Raw genomic sequence first — 18,098 nt, forward strand, 5'->3', positions numbered from 1 at the left:
AAGACCGGTGGCGCCCGTGGCGCCGACTTGCCTTTAATGCAAAATCAAGGCTTCCAGTGTACGAAATTCCGATACAGCTGCAAACCCGCAGATGCACTTTTTTCGGGGTGGAACTGGGTTGCAAAAATGTTATCCCGTGCTACCGCACAGGCGAACTCGCGTCCGTAGGGGGTCTGCCCGACCACCTGCGACTGCTCGCCCGGCACGGCGTAGAAACTGTGCACGAAGTAAAAGAATGCATTATCGGCAATACCTTCCCACAGCGGGTGCGGCGCGCTCTGGCGCACGTGGTTCCATCCCATCTGCGGCACCTTGAAGCGCGAGCCGTCGTCCTGCATCAGGCCGTCCAGCTCGAAACGCACTACCCGGCCGGGCAGCAGGCCCAGGCCTGGCGTGTCGCCCTCTTCGCTCCAGTCGAACAGCATCTGCTCGCCCACGCACACGCCGAACAGCGGCTTGCTACGCGCGGCTTCCAGCACCGCCTCCTGCACGCCGGATTCGCGCAGGCTGCGCATGCAGTCGGGCATGGCGCCCTGGCCCGGCAGCACCACGCGATCGGCGGACTTGATATCGGCGACCTCGCCCGAGATACGCACGTCGGCCTCGGGCGCGACATGGCGCAGCGCCTGCGCCACCGAGCGCAGGTTGCCCATGCCGTAATCCACTACAACAATTTTATTCATATCGGAATGACCGGCTGTTACGCCGGCACACGGGTGTGATTACAGGCTGCCCTTGGTCGACGGAATGGTGCCGGCGGCCCGATCATCGAGTTCGATCGCCATGCGCAGCGCACGACCGAAGGCCTTGAACACGGTCTCGCACTGGTGGTGTGCGTTGATGCCGCGCAGGTTGTCGATGTGCAATGTCACTTGCGCGTGATTGACGAAGCCGTGGAAGAACTCACTGGTGAGGTCGACATCGAAGCCGCCGATCATCGAGCGCGTAAACGGGATGTGATACTCGAGACCGGGACGGCCCGAGAAATCGATCACCACGCGCGACAGCGCTTCGTCCAGCGGCACGTAGGCGTGGCCGTAGCGGCGAATGCCCTTCTTGTCGCCGATGGCCTTGGCAAAGGCCTGGCCCAGGGTGATGCCGACGTCTTCCACCGTATGGTGGGCATCGATGTGCAGGTCGCCACGGGCGTGGATGTCGAGGTCGATCAGGCCGTGCCGGGCGATCTGGTCCAGCATGTGATCGAGGAATGGCACGCCGGTGTCGAGCTGCTGCTTGCCGGTTCCATCGAGGTTGATCGCTACGCGAATCTGCGTCTCGTTGGTGTTGCGGACGACTTCTGCGGTTCTCGGTGTAGACATGGTCAGGGTAACGCGGGGTTCAGACGAAAGGGAATACTGTTTAATTTGGTGCCGAAGACGACACCTGCAAGGCCTCTGCCAGCGCCGCCAGCAGCTGCGCATTTTCATGCTCGGCGCCGACCGTGATGCGCAAACAGTTTTGTAACAATCCGTGCATTCTACCGGCATTTTTGACAAGCACCTTGCGCGCGGCCAGTGCGGCGAAGACTTTATCGGCATCCGGGACCCGGATCAACACGAAATTGGCAGCCGACGGGAACACGTCGACGCCCGGCAATCCCGCCAGCCGGGCTGACAAGCCGGTGCGCGCGGCACGCAACTCGGCCGCTTGCGCCTGCAGCACATCGAGGTGTTCCAGCATGAACAGCGCCGCCGCCTCGGTCAGCACGTTGATGTTATAGGGCGGGCGCACCTTGTCGAATTCGCGCAACAGCGCCGGCGCGGCCGACATGTAGCCCAGGCGCAGTCCGGCCAGGCCCAGCTTGGACACGGTACGCATCAGCACCAGATTATTGAAGCGCGGCAACTCATCCATCAGGCTGTGCGGCGAAAACGGGCCATAGGCCTCGTCCACCACCACGATGCCGAACGGGGCGGCTGCGGCCACGATCTGCAGCACTTCCTGCGCGTCGAACAAGGTGCCGGTGGGATTGTTGGGATAGGCCAGATAGGTCACTGCCGGACGGTGCTGCTCCAGCGCGGCCAGCATGGCCGGCAGGTCGAGCGTGAAATCGGGGCGCAACGGCACGCCCACGTAATCCAGTCCGGCCAGCCGCGCCGATACGGCGTACATCACGAAACCGGGTTCAGGCGCCAGCACCTTTCGGCCCTCGCCGGCACAGGCGGTGGAGATGATGGAGATCAGCTCGTCCGAGCCATTGCCCAGCAGCACATCGTAACCCTGCGGCACTTGCTGCTCGCGGCAGATGGCCTGCTTCAGCGCGCCATAGGATGGCACCGGATAACGATTCAATTCGACTTCGGCCAATCGCAGCGACAGTTGCTGGCGCAGCGCCGGCGGCAGCGTGTAGGGATTTTCCATCGCGTCGAGCTTGACCATGCCGGCGGCATCCGGCACATGGTAGGCCGACTGGGCGCGCACGTCGGCGCGGATCACGCTGGCAATCAGTGGCGCAAGGGGGTCGGCGTCAGTCGGTGATCGGTTCATCTTGGGGGCTCGTGGCTTGCAGCGCGTCCAGCCGCTGGCGGGTCAGTTCACAGTAATCCGGATTGAGTTCGAAGCCGACAAAGCGTCGGCCGCAGCGCCTGGCGGCCACCGCCGTGGTGCCGCTGCCCATGAACGGGTCGAGCACCACGCCGCCCGGCGGGCACGAGGCCTTGACCATGCGTTCGATGATCTCGAGCGGCTTCTGGGTCGGATGGTCGGCGCGCTCGCGGTGCTCGCGATGCAGCCGCGACACGCTCCAGACATCCTTCGGGTTGTAGCCCATCTCGAGCCACTTGGCGCCGACGAAGATGGAACGCGAACGCGCCTTCTTGGTCTGGGCGTCGTAGGGAATGCGGATGGCGTCGAGATCGAAGAAATGGTCCTTGGCGCGGGCGAAGAAACCGATGGTGTCATGCACCGACGAATAACGGCGCGTGCTGCCGCCCATCGACGGCACCCGGCGATCCCAGACGATCTCGTTGAGCATGATCATGCGTTGCTTGAGCATGACGAAGATCTCGGGCGAGTAACGCCAGGTGAGGAAAATGTACAGGCTGCCATTGGCCTTCAGCTTGGGCAACGCGGCGTCGATCCAGCGCTCGGTCCAGGCCAGGTAGGTGGCCGCCTCGAGCTTGTCGGAATCGTTGCCGTAATCCTTGCCCAACCCGTAGGGCGGGTCGGCGATGAGCAGGTCGATGCTGCCGTCGGGAATGCGCCGCAGGCCGGCCAGCGCATCCTCGCAATGCACGCGATCGATCCAGCCTTCGTCCGCGGCTGCCGTCATCGCATCATTTCAGGCGCAGTTCGGCGGAACGGGCGTGGGCCTGCAGCCCTTCGCCATAAGCCAGCTCGGCGGCGATCCGGCCCAGGGTCTGGGCGCCCGCTTCGGACACCCGGATCAGGCTGGAGCGCTTCTGGAAGTCGTACACGCCCAGCGGCGACGAGAAACGCGCCGTGCGCGACGTCGGCAGCACGTGGTTCGGTCCGGCGCAGTAGTCACCCAGCGATTCGGACGAGAAACGACCGAGGAACATGGCGCCCGCATGGCGCACCAGGTCGGCCCACTGCTGCGGCTCTTCGGCCGAAATCTCCAGGTGCTCGGCGGCGATCAGATTGGCGATCTCGCAGGCTTCTTCCATGTCGCGCACCTTGACCAGCGCGCCGCGGTCGGTGAGCGATGTGCGGATCACGTCGCGCCGGGGCATCGTGTCGAGCAGCTTGTTGATGCTGGCCTCGACGCGAGCGATGTAGTCGGCATCGGGACACAGCAGGATCGATTGCGCCAGTTCGTCGTGCTCGGCCTGCGAGAACAGGTCCATGGCGATCCAGTCGGGCTCGGTGCTGCCGTCGCAGATCACCAGGATTTCGGAAGGACCGGCAATCATGTCGATGCCCACCACGCCGAACACGCGTCGCTTGGCGGCCGCCACATAGGCGTTGCCGGGACCGACGATCTTGTCGACCTGGGGGATGGTGGCGGTGCCATAGGCCAGCGCGCCGACTGCCTGGGCGCCGCCGATGGTGAAGACGCGATCGACGCCGGCGATAGCGGCGGCCGCCAGCACCAGCTCGTTCTGTACGCCGTCGGGGGTCGGCACCACCATGATCACTTCGGCCACGCCGGCCACCTTGGCGGGAATCGCATTCATCAGCACCGACGACGGATAGGCCGCCTTGCCGCCCGGCACGTAGATACCCACGCGGTCCAGCGGCGTGACCTTCTGGCCCAGTTCGGTGCCGTCCGCCTCGCGGTACAGGAAACCGTCCGAGCCGCATTCCTTCTTCTGCCGCTCGTGGTATGCGCGCACGCGGTCGGCGGCGGTCTGCAATGCGGCGCGCCGGGTCTCGGGCAATCCGGCCAGGGCTGCCTGCAAGGCATCGCGTCCGATTTCCAGCGCCGCCACGGAACCCGCCTGCAGGCGGTCGAAACGATGCGTGGCATCGAGCACGGCGGCATCACCGCGTGCCTTCACGTCGGCCAGGATGGTGGCGGCGGCGCGATCGATGGCTTCGTCTTCACTGGCTTCGAAGGCCAGCACGGCGGCCAGCTTCTCGCGAAAGCCGGGTTCGGTGGAATCGAGTTTTCGGATGGCAATGCTCATGGGGTCTACCTGGTGTGCGGCTGGTTCAGTCGATGTCACTATCGGTGTCACTTCGGGCGGGATGCCTTTTCAAACGCATCCAGGATCGGTTGCAGCCGTTCGCGCTTGAGCTTCAGGGCGGCCTGGTTGACCACCAGGCGCGACGAGATCTCGATGATGTGCTCGACCTCGACCAACTTGTTGGCGCGCAATGTGCCACCGGTGCTGACCAGATCGACGATGGCGTCCGACAGGCCGACCAGCGGGCCCAGTTCCATCGAGCCATACAGCTTGATCAGGTCGACGTGCACGCCCTTGGCCGCAAAGTGCTCGCGCGCAGTCTTGACGTACTTGGTCACCACCCGCAGGCGCGCCCCCTGGCGCACCGCATTGGCGTAGTCAAAACCCTCTTGCACGGCGACCGACAGGCGGCACTTGGCGATATTGAGGTCGATCGGCTGGTACAGGCCTTCGCCGCCGTGTTCCATCAGCACGTCCTTGCCGGCCACGCCGAAGTCGGCCGCGCCGTATTGCACGTAGGTCGGCACGTCAGAGGCGCGCACGATGATCACCCGCACGGCAGGGTCGTTGGTCGGCAGGATCAGCTTGCGCGACGATTCCGGGTCTTCGGACACCTTGATGCCGGCGGCTTCCAGCAGCGGCAGGGTTTCTTCGAAGATGCGGCCCTTGGACAGGGCCAGCGTCAATTGTTGAGTCATGTTCTGTATCTGCTTATTTGACGCGTTCGATGTCGGCGCCAATCGACGACAGCTTCAGTTCCATCCGGTCGTAGCCGCGATCGAGGTGATAGATGCGCTCGATCAGCGTTTCGCCCTGGGCCGCCAGGCCGGCGATCACCAGCGAGGCCGATGCCCGCAGGTCGGTCGCCATGACCGGCGCGCCGATGAATTTGTCGACGCCCTTGACGATGGAGGTATTGCCTTCGATATCGATCGCCGCGCCCAGGCGGTTCAGTTCCTGGACGTGCATGAAACGGTTTTCGAAGATGGTTTCGGTGACGTGGCTGGTGCCGTCGGCAATGCAGTTGAGCGCCATGAACTGGGCCTGCATGTCGGTCGGGAAGCCCGGGTATTCGGTAGTACGGAAGCTCACTGCCTTGGGGCGTGCAGCCATCTGGATACGGATCCAGTCGTCACCCGTGGTCAGGATCGCGCCAGCTTCGCGCAGCTTGTCGAGCGCCGCATCGAGCAGGCCCGAACGGGTACGGCGCAGCGTCACATCGCCACCGGCGGCCGCCGCCGCGCACAGGAAGGTGCCGGTCTCGATGCGGTCGGCGATCACGTCATGGGTGGCGCCGTGCAGGCGCTCCACGCCCTGGATCACCAGGCGGTCGCTGCCGATGCCTTCGATCTTTGCGCCCATCTTGACCAGCAACTGGGCCAGGTCGCCCACTTCCGGTTCGCGCGCCGCATTTTCGAGGACGGTTTCGCCATCGGCCAGCACCGCCGCCATCAGCAGGTTCTCGGTGCCGGTGACGGTGATCATGTCGGTCACGATGCGCGCGCCCTTGAGGCGCTTGGCCTTGGCATAGATATAGCCGCCATCGATGTGGATCTCGGCGCCCATCGCCTGCAAGCCCTTGATGTGCTGGTCGACCGGACGCGAACCGATCGCGCAGCCACCGGGCAGCGACACCTTGGCCTCGCCGAAGCGCGCCAGCAACGGCCCCAGGGTCAGGATCGAGGCGCGCATGGTCTTGACCAGCTCGTAGGGCGCTTCCAGACGGGTGATGTCATTGCCGTTCAAGACCACTTCTTCGCCGTTTTCCTGCACCCGCAGGCCCATCTGCTTCATCAGCTTGGTGATGGTGAGCACGTCCTGCAGATGCGGAATGTTGGTCAGGCGCAGGTCGTCGGCCGTGAGCAAGCCGGCGCACAGGATCGGCAACGCCGCATTCTTGGCGCCGGAAATGGTGACTTCGCCGGACAGGCGCTTGCCGCCGCGGATGAGGAGCTTGTCCATGATGCTGGGCCTTATTTCTGGAATTCTTCGGGAGTCAATGTCTTCATCGACAGGGCGTGGATTTCTTCACGCATGCGGTCGCCCAGCGCGGCGTAGACCAATTGGTGACGCTGGATGCGCTGCTTGCCGGCAAACGCTTCGGAGACGATGACCGCAGTGAAGTGCTGGCCATCGCCCTCGACTTCAATGTGTTGGCACGCCAGACCGGCGACGATGTAGTTTTTGACGAGTTCGGGAGTGGGTAGCATGATTCGGCTCTTCACAAGGATAGGATGACTGGGCGACGCCGCTCAGTGCGCGCCAGCGCGCAATTTGTAACCGCTCTTGAGCATGCGCACGGCCAGCGTGGCAAGTGCGACGAAGAACACGGCGACGATGGCCAGGCTGGTCGTGGGAGCAATGTCGGACTGGCCGAAGAACCCGTAGCGGAAGCCATCGATCATATAAAAAAACGGGTTGAAATGCGACACCGTCTGCCAGAACGGCGGCAGCGAATGTATCGAATAGAACACGCCGGCGAGGAAGGTCAGCGGCACGATCAGGAAATTCTGGAACGCGGCCAGCTGGTCGAACTTTTCAGCCCAGATGCCGGCGATCAAGCCCATCGTCCCCAGGATGCCGGCGCCCAGCAGCGCAAACACCAGGATCCACAACGGCGCGACGAAATCGAGATGGCCAAACCAGGCCGTCACTGCGAACACCCCGGCGCCGACGATCAGGCCGCGCACGACGGCGGCCAGCACATAACCGCCGAACAGTTCCCAGTGCGACAGGGGGGTGAGCAGCACGAACACCAGGTTGCCGGTGATCTTGGACTGGATCAGCGACGACGAACTGTTGGCGAAGGCATTCTGCAACACGCTCATCATCACCAGGCCAGGTACCAGGAATCCGGTGTATTGCACCCCCGGATAGACCTGCACATGATCTTGCAGCACATGGCCGAAGATCAGCAGATACAGCACGGCGGTCAGGATCGGCGCGGTCACGGTTTGCGTGGCGACCTTCCAGAAACGCAGGATTTCCTTGTAGAACAGGGTCTGGAATCCGGTCATTTTTCTTCTCCCATGATCTGGATGAAGACGTCTTCCAGGTCAGCCTGCTGCAATTGCATGTCATCGAGTTCGGCGCCGGCCTGGCGCAACGCGGCCAGGATCGGTTCGACTTCGTTGTAATCGGTCACGCGCAGCGTGAACTTGTTGCCGCCCAGCAGTTCTTCGGGGCGTGTCACCAGCGGCTTGAGGCTGTCCGGCAAGGCGCCCTGCTTCAGGCGCAGCACCAGCTGCGAACCGGATATCCGCTTGATCAGCGCATCGGTCGAATCAAGCGCCACCACGTGGCCGAACTTGAGCATGGCGATGCGGTTGCACAGGGCCTGCGCTTCTTCCAGGTAGTGCGTGGTCAGCACGATGGTGTGGCCCTCCTGGTTGAGGCGGCCGATGAATTTCCACAAGGTCTGGCGCAGTTCGACATCGACCCCGGCGGTGGGCTCGTCGAGCACGATCACCGGCGGCTTGTGCACCAGCGCCTGGGCCACCAGCACGCGCCGCTTCATGCCGCCCGACAGCGCGCGCATGTTGGTATCGGCCTTGTTGGTGAGGTCCAGGTTGTCCATCACCTCGTCGATCCAGCGGTCGTTGTTCTTCAGACCGAAGTAGCCGGACTGCATGCGCAGCGTCTCGCGCACCGTGAAGAAGGGATCGAACACCAGTTCCTGCGGCACCACGCCCAGCTTGGTGCGGGCGTTGCGGTAGTCGCTGACCACATCGTGGCCGTGGATGGTGACGTTGCCGGAGTCGGCCCGGTTCAGGCCGGCGATGATCGAGATCAGCGTGGTCTTGCCGGCGCCATTGGGACCGAGCAGGCCAAAGAATTCGCCTTCCTCGATTGCCAGCGAAACGCCGCCCAGCGCTTGCAGCGACTGGTAGCGTTTCTTGATGTCATTGATTTGCAATGCGGCCATGATGCCTGGGACAGCCCTAGAGTTCGTTACGTGCAGGAGAAAAGTCGAGGAAGCGGCGGCCCGCAACGCCGCAGGGCGTCACAGGACGGGCCTTGAAAGCGGGAACCGTGACGCGATAAAACCGGTGATTATAGGGGAATTCGGGTTCCCGGGCCGGTCAGCCGCGCTTGCACGCAACACCCCGGTGGGGAAAAAGCTGCCGTCAGTGATGTCGATCGGTAGCGGAGGTAGGTGCAGTATCGGTGCCATGCAGCAACACCGACACGCCGTACAGGTCGGCCAGACTTTGCAGATTGGCCGGCAACACGCCGAAATCCAGGGCCACGCCACGCTGTTGCGCCTCACGCCGCCAGGCCAGCAAGGTGGCCACGGCAGACGAGTCGACCACCGTCACGTCAGAGAGGTCAATCCCGGACTGGCCACCGGCAATCGCCGCCAGACCATCACGCAGGACGGCACTGGCGTTCTTGAAAGTCAGCGAGTTGGCGGGCTTGAACATGACGGTTCCTGGCTGGATAACGGGCGAAGACGACTTACTTCTTGTTGGCGCGTGCAGCCAGCTGCTTGTTCTTGTCGGACAGTGCCTTGATCAGGCCATCGATGCCACCGCGGTTGATCTCGCTGGTGAAGGTGCCCTTGTAGGCTTCGACCAGCCAGGCGCCCAGCACGTTGACGTCGTACAGTTTCCAGCCATCACCCTTCTTTTCGAGACGGTAGCTGATCTGGATCGGCTCACCGCCGCGCGAGGAGATCACTTGCGAATTGACTTCGACATCGGTATCGCCGGCGGCAGCGCGCAGCGGCTTGAACTCGATCTTCTGGTCACGCACCTGCGACAGTGCGCCGGCGTAGGTGTACACCAGCAGGCTGCGGAATTCGGTGATCAGCTGGTTCTGCTGGTCGGGAGTAGCCTGACGCCAGAAGCGGCCGGCGGCCAGACGGGTCATGTGTTCGAAATCGACATACGGCAGAATCTTCTGTTCGACCAGCTGCATGATGCGATTGTTGTTGCCGGACTGGATGTCCTTGTCGCTGCGGGCAGTGTCGAGCACTTCGGAACTGATACGCTTGACCAGTGCGTCCGGGGCTTCCTGGGCGCTGGCGGCGCCGGCAAAGGCGAATGCCGATGCGGCAATGGTAACGGCGAGGAATTTGGTGAAGATCTTCATAATTCTATCCATTCAGATTGAGCCGAACGCGGCTGGCCTGTACAAACTGACAACTCAGCAGGCCGGCATTGTTAGATGGTGCGTTCGGGCAAAAATTCAAGGCGAGCGGCTGCGTGGGCAGGCACTCGCCTCGGCGGTCATCCCCTTCGATCAGGGCTTGACCGCTTCTTCCTTGCGCTGATCACCGCCGCCACTGCGACTACCGTCGATCTGCGACTGGCGACGTTGCAGGTAGGCGTCGCGGACGAAGTCATACTTGTCCAGCGCAGCGTCTTCCAGCAAGGATCCGGCATCCAGCAACTGGGCGCGACGATCGATCACACGCACCACGCTGCCGACATTGCGCCAGCGGATCGGACGCTTGTAGGTCCACAGGTCGCCGTACAGGTCGATCGGCAGGCCGGCGGTATCGCGCAGCGTGGACGGACCGAAGAACGGCAGCACCAGGTAAGGACCCGAGCCCACGCCCCACTTGCCCAGGGTCTGGCCAAAATCGGATTTTTCGCGTGGCAGACGCGCTTCGGTCGCCACATCGAGCACGCCGCCCAGACCGAAGGTGGTGTTGATGGCCACCCGCATGAAGGTCGAGACGCCCTGCTCGATACGTCCTTGCAGCAATTGGTTGATCGACGACCACAGATCGCCGATGTTGCCGAAGAAGTTGCCAATGCCGGTCTGCACCGGGCCCGGCACGACGGTATCGTAGGCTTGCGCGACCGGCTTCAGGGCGACCTTGTCGACGCCGTCGTTAAAGCTGAACATGGCCCGGTTGAAACCTTCCAGCGGGTCGTTCGGATTATTCGTGGTGGCGCAACCGGAGAGGGCTGCTGCCAATGCCAGTGCGGCGATGCGTGCTGCGTATTTCATTTTGAATCATCCTTTCCCTCGGCCGCCTTGCTGTAGAGAAACTGACCGATCAGATTCTCCAGAACAATCGCGGACTGTGTCATTTTTATCGTATCGCCCGATGCCAGGTTGGCGGTATCGCCACCCGGCTCGATTCCAATGTACTGCTCGCCCAGCAAACCCGAGGTCAGGATCTTGGCAGAACTGTCTTTCGGAAATTTGTAGTTGTCGTCCATGTTCACGATGACGGTCGCGCGGAAGGTCTGGTCGTCGAATCGAATCGAATCGACCCGACCAACCACCACGCCGGCGCTCTTGACCGCAGCACGCGACTTCAAGCCACCGATGTTATCGAAACTGGCCTTGATGGTGTAGGTTTTCTGGCCGAATGACAGCGAGCTCATGTTGCCGGCCTTGAGGGCCAGGAACACCAGCGCCGCCACGCCCAGCAGCACGAAGATGCCAACCCAGACGTCCAGTGATTTACGTTGCATATCCACCCTTTTCATTCATGGCGGGCATGTCGCCCGCCGTCTTCTATGTTCGTCGTTAATCGTCGTGACCGACTCAGCTGAACATCAGCGCGGTCAGCAGAAAATCCAGTCCCAGCACGGTCAGCGAAGCAATCACCACGGTGCGGGTGGTGGCACGGGCCACGCCTTCTGGCGTAGGCTGCGCCTCATATCCCTGGAACAAGGCCACGAAGGTGACGGCGATGCCGAACACGATGCTCTTCAGTACGCCGTTGGCGATATCGGCCCAGACATCGACTCCGCCCTGCATCTGCGACCAGAAGGCGCCTTCATCGACGCCGATCATCAGCACCCCGACCACATAACCGCCCATGATGCCGACCGCGCTGAAGATGGCCGCCAGCACCGGCATGGCGATCACGCCCGCCCAGAAGCGGGGCGCCACGACGCGCTGCAGCGGATTGACCGCCATCATTTCCATGGCCGACAACTGCTCACCGGCCTTCATCAGCCCGATCTCGGCGGTCAGCGAAGTACCCGCGCGACCGGCAAACAGCAGCGCCGTCACCACCGGGCCGAGCTCACGCACCAGCGACAACGCCACCAGCAGGCCGAGCGCCTGCTCGGAGCCGTATTTATTGAGCGTGTAGTAACCCTGCAGGCCCAGCACGAAACCGACGAACAGGCCCGACACGGCAATGATCACCAGCGAATAGTTGCCGATGAAATGAATCTGGTCGGTAATCAGGCGCGGCCGGCGCAGCAGGCCTGCCGACGCCCCCAGCATATTGATGAACATGCGCGCGGCAAAGCCGACGCCGGCGATGAATTCGCGCACGCTGCGGCCCAGGCCGCCGATCAGACGGCCGATCATGGGCGACCTCCCAGGCCGAGATCCTCGGCCAGCGACTTGCCGGCGTAGTGAAACGGCACCGGGCCGTCGGTCTCGGCATGCACGAATTGCTTCACATAAGGATCGGTCGATTCGCGCATCTCGGCCGGCGTACCCTGCGCCACGATCTTGCCCTGCGACAGGAAATAGACATAGTCGGCAATGCCGAACGACTCATTGACGTCATGCGACACCAGGATCGAGGTCGAGCCCAGCGCATCGTTGAGACGGCGGATCAGGTTGGCGGTCACGCCCATCGAAATCGGATCGAGACCGGCGAACGGCTCGTCATACATGATCAGCAGCGGATCGAGCGCAATGGCGCGCGCCAGCGCCACGCGGCGCGCCATGCCGCCGGAAATCTCGGCCGGCTTGAGCTGGGCGGCGTTACGCAGGCCAACGGCATTGAGCTTCATCAACACCAGGTCACGAATCAGCGGCTCATCGAGGTCGGTATGTTCGCGCAGCGGAAAGGCGACGTTGTCGAACACCGTCATATCGGTAAACAATGCACCATTCTGGAACAGCATGCCCATCTTGCGGCGCAGCAGATACAACTGGCGCGTGGCCATTCCAGGGACGTTTTCGCCATCCACCTGCAACGTGCCCTCTTGCGGCTGCAACTGGCCGCCAATGAGGCGCAAGATGGTCGTCTTGCCGGAACCGGAGCCGCCCATTACCGCCACCACCTTGCCGCGTGGAAAATCCATGCGCAGTCCGGACAGGATGGGACGGTCGCCATAGCGGAAATGCAGATCGCGGATTTCAACGATATTTGGCAAAGCGGCTTTCGCAGAGAGCTTGGAAAAGCGACATTGTAGAGCAAATTTGTCCAAGCGCTTTCAAGGCGGCAACACCAGATGTAAAACGTTTGCAACAAAAAGGGGCGGTTTTTGACGTTTCGGATGTTTTTACCGCTACTTGGCCGCCGTTGCCGACAAAGGCCTTTACTGACAAATCAGTCAGTTAATTTGCTGCAGTGCGCAGCAGAACGCTAGCCGTGGCGCGCGCGCAACGCTAGGGCATCCCCGTGGGCCTTGATACAATGGCGCTTTTGCTTTCGGAAGAATTCTGTCATGAGTCTCAAATGCGGCATCGTGGGCCTGCCCAACGTCGGCAAGTCCACTCTCTTCAACGCGCTGACCAAGGCTGGCATCGCCGCCGAGAACTACCCGTTCTGCACCATCGAGCCCAACGTCGGCGTCGTCGAAGTGCCGGATCCACGCCTGACTGCGCTAGCCGAGATCGTCAAGCCCGAGCGCATCCTGCCGGCCACGGTCGAATTCGTCGACATCGCCGGCCTGGTCGCGGGCGCCTCCAAGGGTGAAGGCCTGGGCAACCAGTTCCTGTCGCACATTCGCGAGACTGACGCCATCGTCAACGTGGTGCGTTGCTTCGAAGACCCCAATGTGATCCACGTGGCAGGCCGCGTAAGCCCGCTGGACGATATCGCCGTGATCCAGACCGAATTGGCGCTGGCCGACATGGGCACGGTCGAAAAGGCCATCCATCGCGAACAGAAGAAAGCCCGCTCGGGCGACAAGGACGCGGCCAAGCTGGTGGCCCTGCTCGAACGCATCATGCCGGCGCTGGACGAAGCCAAGCCGGTGCGCGCGCTGAACCTGGACGCCGAGGAAATGCTGCTGATCAAGCCCCTGTGCCTGATCACCGCCAAGCCGGCCATGTATGTGGCCAACGTGTCCGATAGCGGTTTCACCGACAACCCGCTGCTGGACCAGCTGACCGCCTACGCGAAAGAGCAGAACGCGCCGATCGTCGCCATCTGCGCCGCCATCGAAGCCGAGATCGCCGACCTGGACGACGCCGACAAGATCGACTTCCTGACCGACATGGGCATGCAGGAGCCCGGCCTGGATCGCCTGATCCGCGCCGCATTCAAACTGCTGGGCCTGCAGACCTACTTCACCGCTGGCGTCAAGGAAGTGCGCGCCTGGACCGTGCCGGTGGGCGCCACCGGCCCGCAGGCAGCAGGCGTGATCCACACCGATTTCGAACGCGGCTTCATCCGCGCCCAGACCATCGCCTATGAAGACTACATCGCCTTCAAGGGTGAAACCGGCGCCAAGGAAGCGGGCAAGATGCGCGCCGAAGGCAAGGAATACGTGGTCAAGGATGGGGATGTGATGAATTTCTTGTTTAACGTCTAAACAAGCAGCAGCGCTCACCTGCAAGACCAGCAATACCGAGAGCCCCGCATTTCCTGGAGATGCGGGGCTTTCTGCATTCTGGCGTCCGCACTGCGTATTGCCTACTGCCCCAGCAAGCGCTTGCGCAACGCCGGATCGCGAGTGCCCGGACTAAGCCAGATATCGAAGAATGCCCGCGCCAGGGCCGGGTCGTCGATCTCGCCCAACAACTTGTCGGCATCGTAGAACTGCAAGCCGCGCCCGGGCAGATAGACGCCAATCAATTGATCGTCGCGCGCCACGTCGACCAAGGTCTTTTCCAGCGCCGCCTGCCAGCGCAGCAGCGTCTCGGGTGCAATCGGCGATCCACTCAAACGACGTATTTCGTCCATGCTGGTGTTCGCCAGTCGCTCGCGGCTGATCGACATCCTGTAGGTCAGTTGCAACGCGAACGGCTGCGTGAAATCCGGCGCAGGCTGTGTCGCCCACAAGGTGGCCTGGTAGATGCGCAGGCCCAGCCAGGTCATCTGGCCGCTGCCCAATGGCTGCGCCTGCGGTAGCGCCTGACGCCACAGCTCGCCAGCCTGGGACGGCCCACTCAGCAACAGCATCGACAGCAATGCGCAATGCAAAGCGCCTGCCCACCAGCGAGACCCGCTGCGCATGGCCGCTCAATCCTTGCGGAAGAACAGGCTGACCTGGCCGACCTCGATGCCGAACTTCTGCATGCTGGTGCGGTTGATCATGGTCTTGTCGTCGATCAGGTACATCCAGTCATCCATGCGCATGTCGTAGGTGGTGTCCTTGACCGGCAGCACCAGCGTGTAACGCCAGTGCAGGGTATTGCCCGCGACTTCGCCGATGGCAACCCCCTTCACATCGCCGGCCGTGCCGCGCCAGGTGCCATCGTCCTGGCGTTCGAGGCTCCAGACGCGCTGCTGTGTTTCGCCATCGTCATAGCGAAAGCGCTCGTCCAGGGTCAGCTTGCGTCCCTCCACGCGGCCGTCGATGACCACATGGAAACGCCGCGCCACGCTACCGTCACGCTTCTGGAATATGCCCCAGGCCTGGGTGCGGCCAGCGAAGAATTGCGCCGGGTCGAACTGCGGCCGCGCCTGGGCGTAGTCGCCGATGTCTTGCGAGGCACAGGCGGCCAGCAGCCAGGGCAGGCATAGCGCAACCAACCGTCGGATCCATCGATGCATGGGCTTCTCCTTCACGAATGCAGAAAGTGTCGATCAAGAGTAACCCGAAAAAACCACAAAATCTACCAATTGGTAACTTATTTTACCAACTGGTAATTTCAATCGGAAAGCGGCGCTGCTGCAACGCGTCAGGCCGCCGGGGACTCCGGTGGAAGATGAAACCGGGTAATATCTGCGGTTTCCCAATCTGCGGGCGCGCCAAGGCTGGCAGTCCGATCCGGCACCACATCATGAGCAAGCAAGCCCCGAAGAAATCGGGTCGCCCCCAGGGCAAACGTCCCCCTTCCGAACAGTCCGACAATGCGACGGCCGTGCCGCACGATATTCGTCCGGGCCAGTCCATCGAGCTGCTCAAGGAACTGCACATCCTCACCCGCGACGGCAAGCTGAATCAGGATAGCCGCCGCAAGCTCAAGCAGGTCTATCACCTCTACCAGTTCATCGAGCCGTTGCTGGCCGAAGTGCTGCAGGATCACCCTGATGTGACGCTGGTCGACCATGGCGCCGGCAAGTCCTACCTGGGCTTCATCCTGTACGACCTGTTCTTCAAGGCCTTGCAGGGCGCGCCGCACATCTATGGCATCGAAACCCGCGAAGAACTGGTGCGCAAGTCCGAAGAACTGGCGTCGCGCCTGGGCTTTGGCGGCATGTCGTTCGTCAACCTGTCGGTGGCCGATTCGATCACTTCCGAGCGCTTGCCGGCCGCCATCGATGTCGTCACCGCCTTGCATGCCTGCGACACCGCCACCGACGATGCGATCCACTTCGCGCTCCACAAGAAGGCCCGCTTCATCGTGCTGGTGCCGTGCTGCCAGGCAGAAGTGGCGTCGGTGCTCAACCGCAACAAGGGCAAATCGCTGAACAACTCGCTGACCGAGATCTGGCGTCATCCGCTGCATACCCGCGAATTCGGCAGCCAGGTCACCAACGTGCTGCGCTGCCTGCAACTGGAGGCGCACGGCTACAAGGTCAGCGTGACCGAACTGGTCGGCTGGGAGCATTCGATGAAGAACGAACTGATCGTCGCCCAATACCGCGACCTGCCGCGACGCCGCCCCACCGAGCGCCTGCAGGAGGTGTTGCGCACGCTGGGCCTGGAAGAAATGGGCCAGCGCTTTTTCGTGCCCGAGGCCGCCTGAGCGGGAACGGAACTTGCTGAGCCAGTACCAGCAATGCTTTTTTAACGACAGGGCTACAGCCGGGCTGGGTGCTGCCGTTAACGCAGTGCAGCACGAGGGCCGTGCAGCATGATGACGCCGCATGCCTTGAGCCTGCGGCAGGGGAACCGGGAAACCGGTCTGGGCAAAGGGAGCCGGCCTCGCCGGAAACGCAAATGACATCCGCTGTCGACACGGAAATGCTTATCGCCGACAACCAGCAGCTGCGATCCGAATTGCAGGATCTGTTGCAGCAGGCGCACATCAACCAGTCGATCATCGAGCGGCACCAGGCGTTCGACCTGAAATTGATCAGCGCCAGCGAATTCCGCGAACTGATCGATACCATGCTCAATGGCATGCCAGGCGTGTTCAACCTGGAGAGTGTGACCCTGTCGCTGATCGATGGCGATTATGCAATCCAGCGCATATTGCGTGACCTGCAGATCGGCATGCAGGAGTTTCCCAACCTGCTGTTCCTGAAAGAACCGATTCCGTCGGTGCCCGAAGACGATCACCTCAGCGCCGAAAAACCGCGCCTGGGCGAATACCTGCCCGCGCATCACGAGTCACTGTTTCCCCGTTACCAGCCGGTCAGCGTGGCGGTGTTGCCGCTGGTGCGCCAGCATCGGCTGCTGGGCTACCTGGCGCTGGGCAGCGCCTACCGGGAACGCTTCACCCGCACGCTGGCGACCGATTTCATCGAACGCCTGGCGACGGTGGTGGCGATCTGCCTCGAAAACGTCATCAACAATGAGCGCCTCAAGCATATCGGCCTGACCGACCCGCTCACGGGGGTCAACAACCGCCGCTACATCGAGCAGCGCATGCACGAAGAAGTGGCGCGTGGCCAGCGCGAGCGCTCGGCCCTGTCCTGCCTGTTCATCGACATCGATCATTTCAAGCGCGTCAACGACAATTTCGGCCACCAGAGCGGTGACGATGTGCTGCGCGAAGTCGCCGCGCGCATCAAGAAAGAGCTGCGCCTGTCGGACGCGCTGGGGCGCTTCGGCGGTGAAGAATTCGTGGTGCTTCTCACGCATGCCACCCGCGAAGACGCGGCCCGGATCGCCGAGCGCATCCGTGCCGGCATCTGCAGTCGCGGCATCATGATCGAGGGCTCGCGTGATCCGCTCAGGATCAGCGCCTCCATCGGCACCGCCTCGCTGGTGCCGCCGGATCGCAGCCGGCCGGCCGAAGAGGTCAAGCAAGCCATGCTCAAGGCGGCCGACCAGGCGCTGTACCAGGCCAAGGAAAGCGGCCGCAACCGGGTGGTGCAGTCACCATGAAAAAAGCCGGCGATGCCGGCTTTTTTCCTTTCACTCAACGCATCCACCAGACAAGCCGATTCAGACGGTTCCGGTCTTGGCCTGCGCCTGGAGTTGCTCGAACTTGACCATCAGTTGCTCCGGGCTTTCGCGCCAGGCCGGGTCGAACGGAATGCATGACACCGGACACACCTGCTGGCATTGCGGCTCATTGAAATGACCGACGCATTCGGTGCATTTCCCGGGATCGATCTCGTAGATCTGCGGCCCCATGAAGATCGCTTCGTTGGGGCACTCTGGTTCGCACACGTCGCAATTGATGCAATCGTCCGTGATCATCAGTGCCATGGCCACTCCCCGGTGTGCATGCAGCCAGTGCCGCATGCCTTCACATCGTCAAACCCGTCTGCCCTGCCGTTCATTGCCT

Annotated in this window: 22 protein-coding genes; 3 read left to right on the forward strand and 19 right to left on the reverse strand. The window is 62.5% G+C overall.

Features of this window, described 5'->3' with window-relative positions:
* Positions 1 to 44: 44 nt before the first annotated feature.
* The 16 genes from hisH to LBW87_RS08450 form a co-directional block, all read right to left on the reverse strand.
* Entirely contained in the window at positions 45 to 683 is a 639-nt protein-coding gene (gene hisH / locus LBW87_RS08375) for an imidazole glycerol phosphate synthase subunit HisH (RefSeq protein ID WP_225200993.1), read from the reverse strand.
* Positions 684 to 722: 39 nt separating this feature from the next.
* Positions 723 to 1,319, reverse strand: coding sequence for an imidazoleglycerol-phosphate dehydratase HisB (gene hisB, locus LBW87_RS08380; RefSeq protein WP_225200994.1), 597 nt, complete (start codon positions 1,317 to 1,319; stop codon positions 723 to 725).
* 40 nt (positions 1,320 to 1,359) lie between these two features.
* Positions 1,360 to 2,487: a histidinol-phosphate transaminase gene (hisC, locus tag LBW87_RS08385; protein WP_225200995.1), complete on the reverse strand. Its 1,128-nt coding sequence runs from the start codon at positions 2,485 to 2,487 to the stop codon at positions 1,360 to 1,362.
* Complete coding sequence (locus LBW87_RS08390; protein WP_225200996.1) at positions 2,468 to 3,271, reverse strand: DNA-methyltransferase; 804 nt, start codon at positions 3,269 to 3,271, stop codon at positions 2,468 to 2,470. The genes hisC and LBW87_RS08390 overlap by 20 nt, the downstream gene beginning before the upstream one ends.
* A gap of 4 nt (positions 3,272 to 3,275) precedes the next feature.
* Positions 3,276 to 4,589, reverse strand: coding sequence for a histidinol dehydrogenase (hisD, locus tag LBW87_RS08395; protein WP_225200997.1), 1,314 nt, complete (start codon positions 4,587 to 4,589; stop codon positions 3,276 to 3,278).
* Between the two features lie 47 nt (positions 4,590 to 4,636).
* A complete protein-coding gene (gene hisG / locus LBW87_RS08400) occupies positions 4,637 to 5,287 on the reverse strand; it encodes an ATP phosphoribosyltransferase (RefSeq protein WP_225200998.1) in 651 nt (216 codons plus the stop codon).
* 13 nt (positions 5,288 to 5,300) lie between these two features.
* Positions 5,301 to 6,551 carry a UDP-N-acetylglucosamine 1-carboxyvinyltransferase gene (murA, locus tag LBW87_RS08405; RefSeq protein WP_225200999.1) on the reverse strand — a complete coding sequence of 417 codons (1,251 nt, stop codon included), beginning with the start codon at positions 6,549 to 6,551 and terminating at the stop codon, positions 5,301 to 5,303.
* 11 nt (positions 6,552 to 6,562) lie between these two features.
* Positions 6,563 to 6,799 (reverse strand): BolA family protein, encoded by a 237-nt coding sequence (locus tag LBW87_RS08410; protein ID WP_225201000.1) that lies wholly within the window; start codon positions 6,797 to 6,799, stop codon positions 6,563 to 6,565.
* 42 nt (positions 6,800 to 6,841) lie between these two features.
* A complete protein-coding gene (locus LBW87_RS08415) occupies positions 6,842 to 7,606 on the reverse strand; it encodes an ABC transporter permease (protein WP_225201001.1) in 765 nt (254 codons plus the stop codon).
* The gene (locus tag LBW87_RS08420; protein WP_225201002.1) at positions 7,603 to 8,514 is read right to left on the reverse strand and encodes an ABC transporter ATP-binding protein; all 912 of its coding nucleotides are present in this window, start codon (positions 8,512 to 8,514) and stop codon (positions 7,603 to 7,605) included. The genes LBW87_RS08415 and LBW87_RS08420 overlap by 4 nt, the downstream gene beginning before the upstream one ends.
* A gap of 202 nt (positions 8,515 to 8,716) precedes the next feature.
* Positions 8,717 to 9,031, reverse strand: coding sequence for a lipid asymmetry maintenance protein MlaB (locus LBW87_RS08425; protein ID WP_320442722.1), 315 nt, complete (start codon positions 9,029 to 9,031; stop codon positions 8,717 to 8,719).
* A 16-nt stretch (positions 9,032 to 9,047) separates the two neighbouring features.
* Entirely contained in the window at positions 9,048 to 9,683 is a 636-nt protein-coding gene (locus tag LBW87_RS08430; RefSeq protein WP_225201004.1) for a phospholipid-binding protein MlaC, read from the reverse strand.
* Between the two features lie 150 nt (positions 9,684 to 9,833).
* Positions 9,834 to 10,550: a VacJ family lipoprotein gene (locus LBW87_RS08435; RefSeq protein WP_225201005.1), complete on the reverse strand. Its 717-nt coding sequence runs from the start codon at positions 10,548 to 10,550 to the stop codon at positions 9,834 to 9,836.
* Positions 10,547 to 11,023, reverse strand: coding sequence for an outer membrane lipid asymmetry maintenance protein MlaD (gene mlaD / locus LBW87_RS08440; protein ID WP_225201006.1), 477 nt, complete (start codon positions 11,021 to 11,023; stop codon positions 10,547 to 10,549). Before mlaD ends, LBW87_RS08435 begins: the two co-directional genes overlap by 4 nt.
* Before the next feature lie 73 nt (positions 11,024 to 11,096).
* Positions 11,097 to 11,876: a lipid asymmetry maintenance ABC transporter permease subunit MlaE gene (mlaE, locus tag LBW87_RS08445; RefSeq protein WP_225201007.1), complete on the reverse strand. Its 780-nt coding sequence runs from the start codon at positions 11,874 to 11,876 to the stop codon at positions 11,097 to 11,099.
* Positions 11,873 to 12,676, reverse strand: coding sequence for an ABC transporter ATP-binding protein (locus tag LBW87_RS08450; protein ID WP_225201008.1), 804 nt, complete (start codon positions 12,674 to 12,676; stop codon positions 11,873 to 11,875). Before LBW87_RS08450 ends, mlaE begins: the two co-directional genes overlap by 4 nt.
* 294 nt (positions 12,677 to 12,970) lie before the next feature.
* On the opposite strand from LBW87_RS08450, the gene ychF reads away from it, so the two are divergent.
* Positions 12,971 to 14,062 (forward strand): redox-regulated ATPase YchF, encoded by a 1,092-nt coding sequence (gene ychF, locus LBW87_RS08455; RefSeq protein ID WP_225201009.1) that lies wholly within the window; start codon positions 12,971 to 12,973, stop codon positions 14,060 to 14,062.
* A gap of 101 nt (positions 14,063 to 14,163) precedes the next feature.
* On the opposite strand, the gene LBW87_RS08460 is transcribed toward ychF, so the two are convergent.
* Positions 14,164 to 14,706 carry a chalcone isomerase family protein gene (locus tag LBW87_RS08460; RefSeq protein ID WP_225201010.1) on the reverse strand — a complete coding sequence of 181 codons (543 nt, stop codon included), beginning with the start codon at positions 14,704 to 14,706 and terminating at the stop codon, positions 14,164 to 14,166.
* Between the two features lie 6 nt (positions 14,707 to 14,712).
* Positions 14,713 to 15,246: a DUF3833 domain-containing protein gene (locus LBW87_RS08465; protein ID WP_225201011.1), complete on the reverse strand. Its 534-nt coding sequence runs from the start codon at positions 15,244 to 15,246 to the stop codon at positions 14,713 to 14,715.
* A 230-nt stretch (positions 15,247 to 15,476) separates the two neighbouring features.
* Here LBW87_RS08465 and LBW87_RS08470 point away from each other — a divergent pair, with 230 nt between their 5' ends.
* Together LBW87_RS08470 and LBW87_RS08475 are read left to right on the forward strand one after the other, a co-directional pair.
* Positions 15,477 to 16,385 (forward strand): class I SAM-dependent methyltransferase, encoded by a 909-nt coding sequence (locus LBW87_RS08470; RefSeq protein ID WP_225201012.1) that lies wholly within the window; start codon positions 15,477 to 15,479, stop codon positions 16,383 to 16,385.
* A gap of 194 nt (positions 16,386 to 16,579) precedes the next feature.
* Positions 16,580 to 17,692, forward strand: a complete 1,113-nt coding sequence (locus tag LBW87_RS08475) for a sensor domain-containing diguanylate cyclase (protein ID WP_225201013.1) — start codon at positions 16,580 to 16,582, stop codon at positions 17,690 to 17,692.
* A gap of 60 nt (positions 17,693 to 17,752) precedes the next feature.
* Here LBW87_RS08475 and LBW87_RS08480 read toward each other — a convergent pair whose 3' ends face one another.
* Positions 17,753 to 18,019 carry a YfhL family 4Fe-4S dicluster ferredoxin gene (locus LBW87_RS08480; RefSeq protein ID WP_225201014.1) on the reverse strand — a complete coding sequence of 89 codons (267 nt, stop codon included), beginning with the start codon at positions 18,017 to 18,019 and terminating at the stop codon, positions 17,753 to 17,755.
* Between the last annotated feature and the right edge of the window lie 79 nt (positions 18,020 to 18,098).

The sequence above is a fragment of the Herbaspirillum sp. alder98 genome (assembly GCF_020179755.1).
Taxonomy (GTDB): domain Bacteria; phylum Pseudomonadota; class Gammaproteobacteria; order Burkholderiales; family Burkholderiaceae_D; genus Herbaspirillum.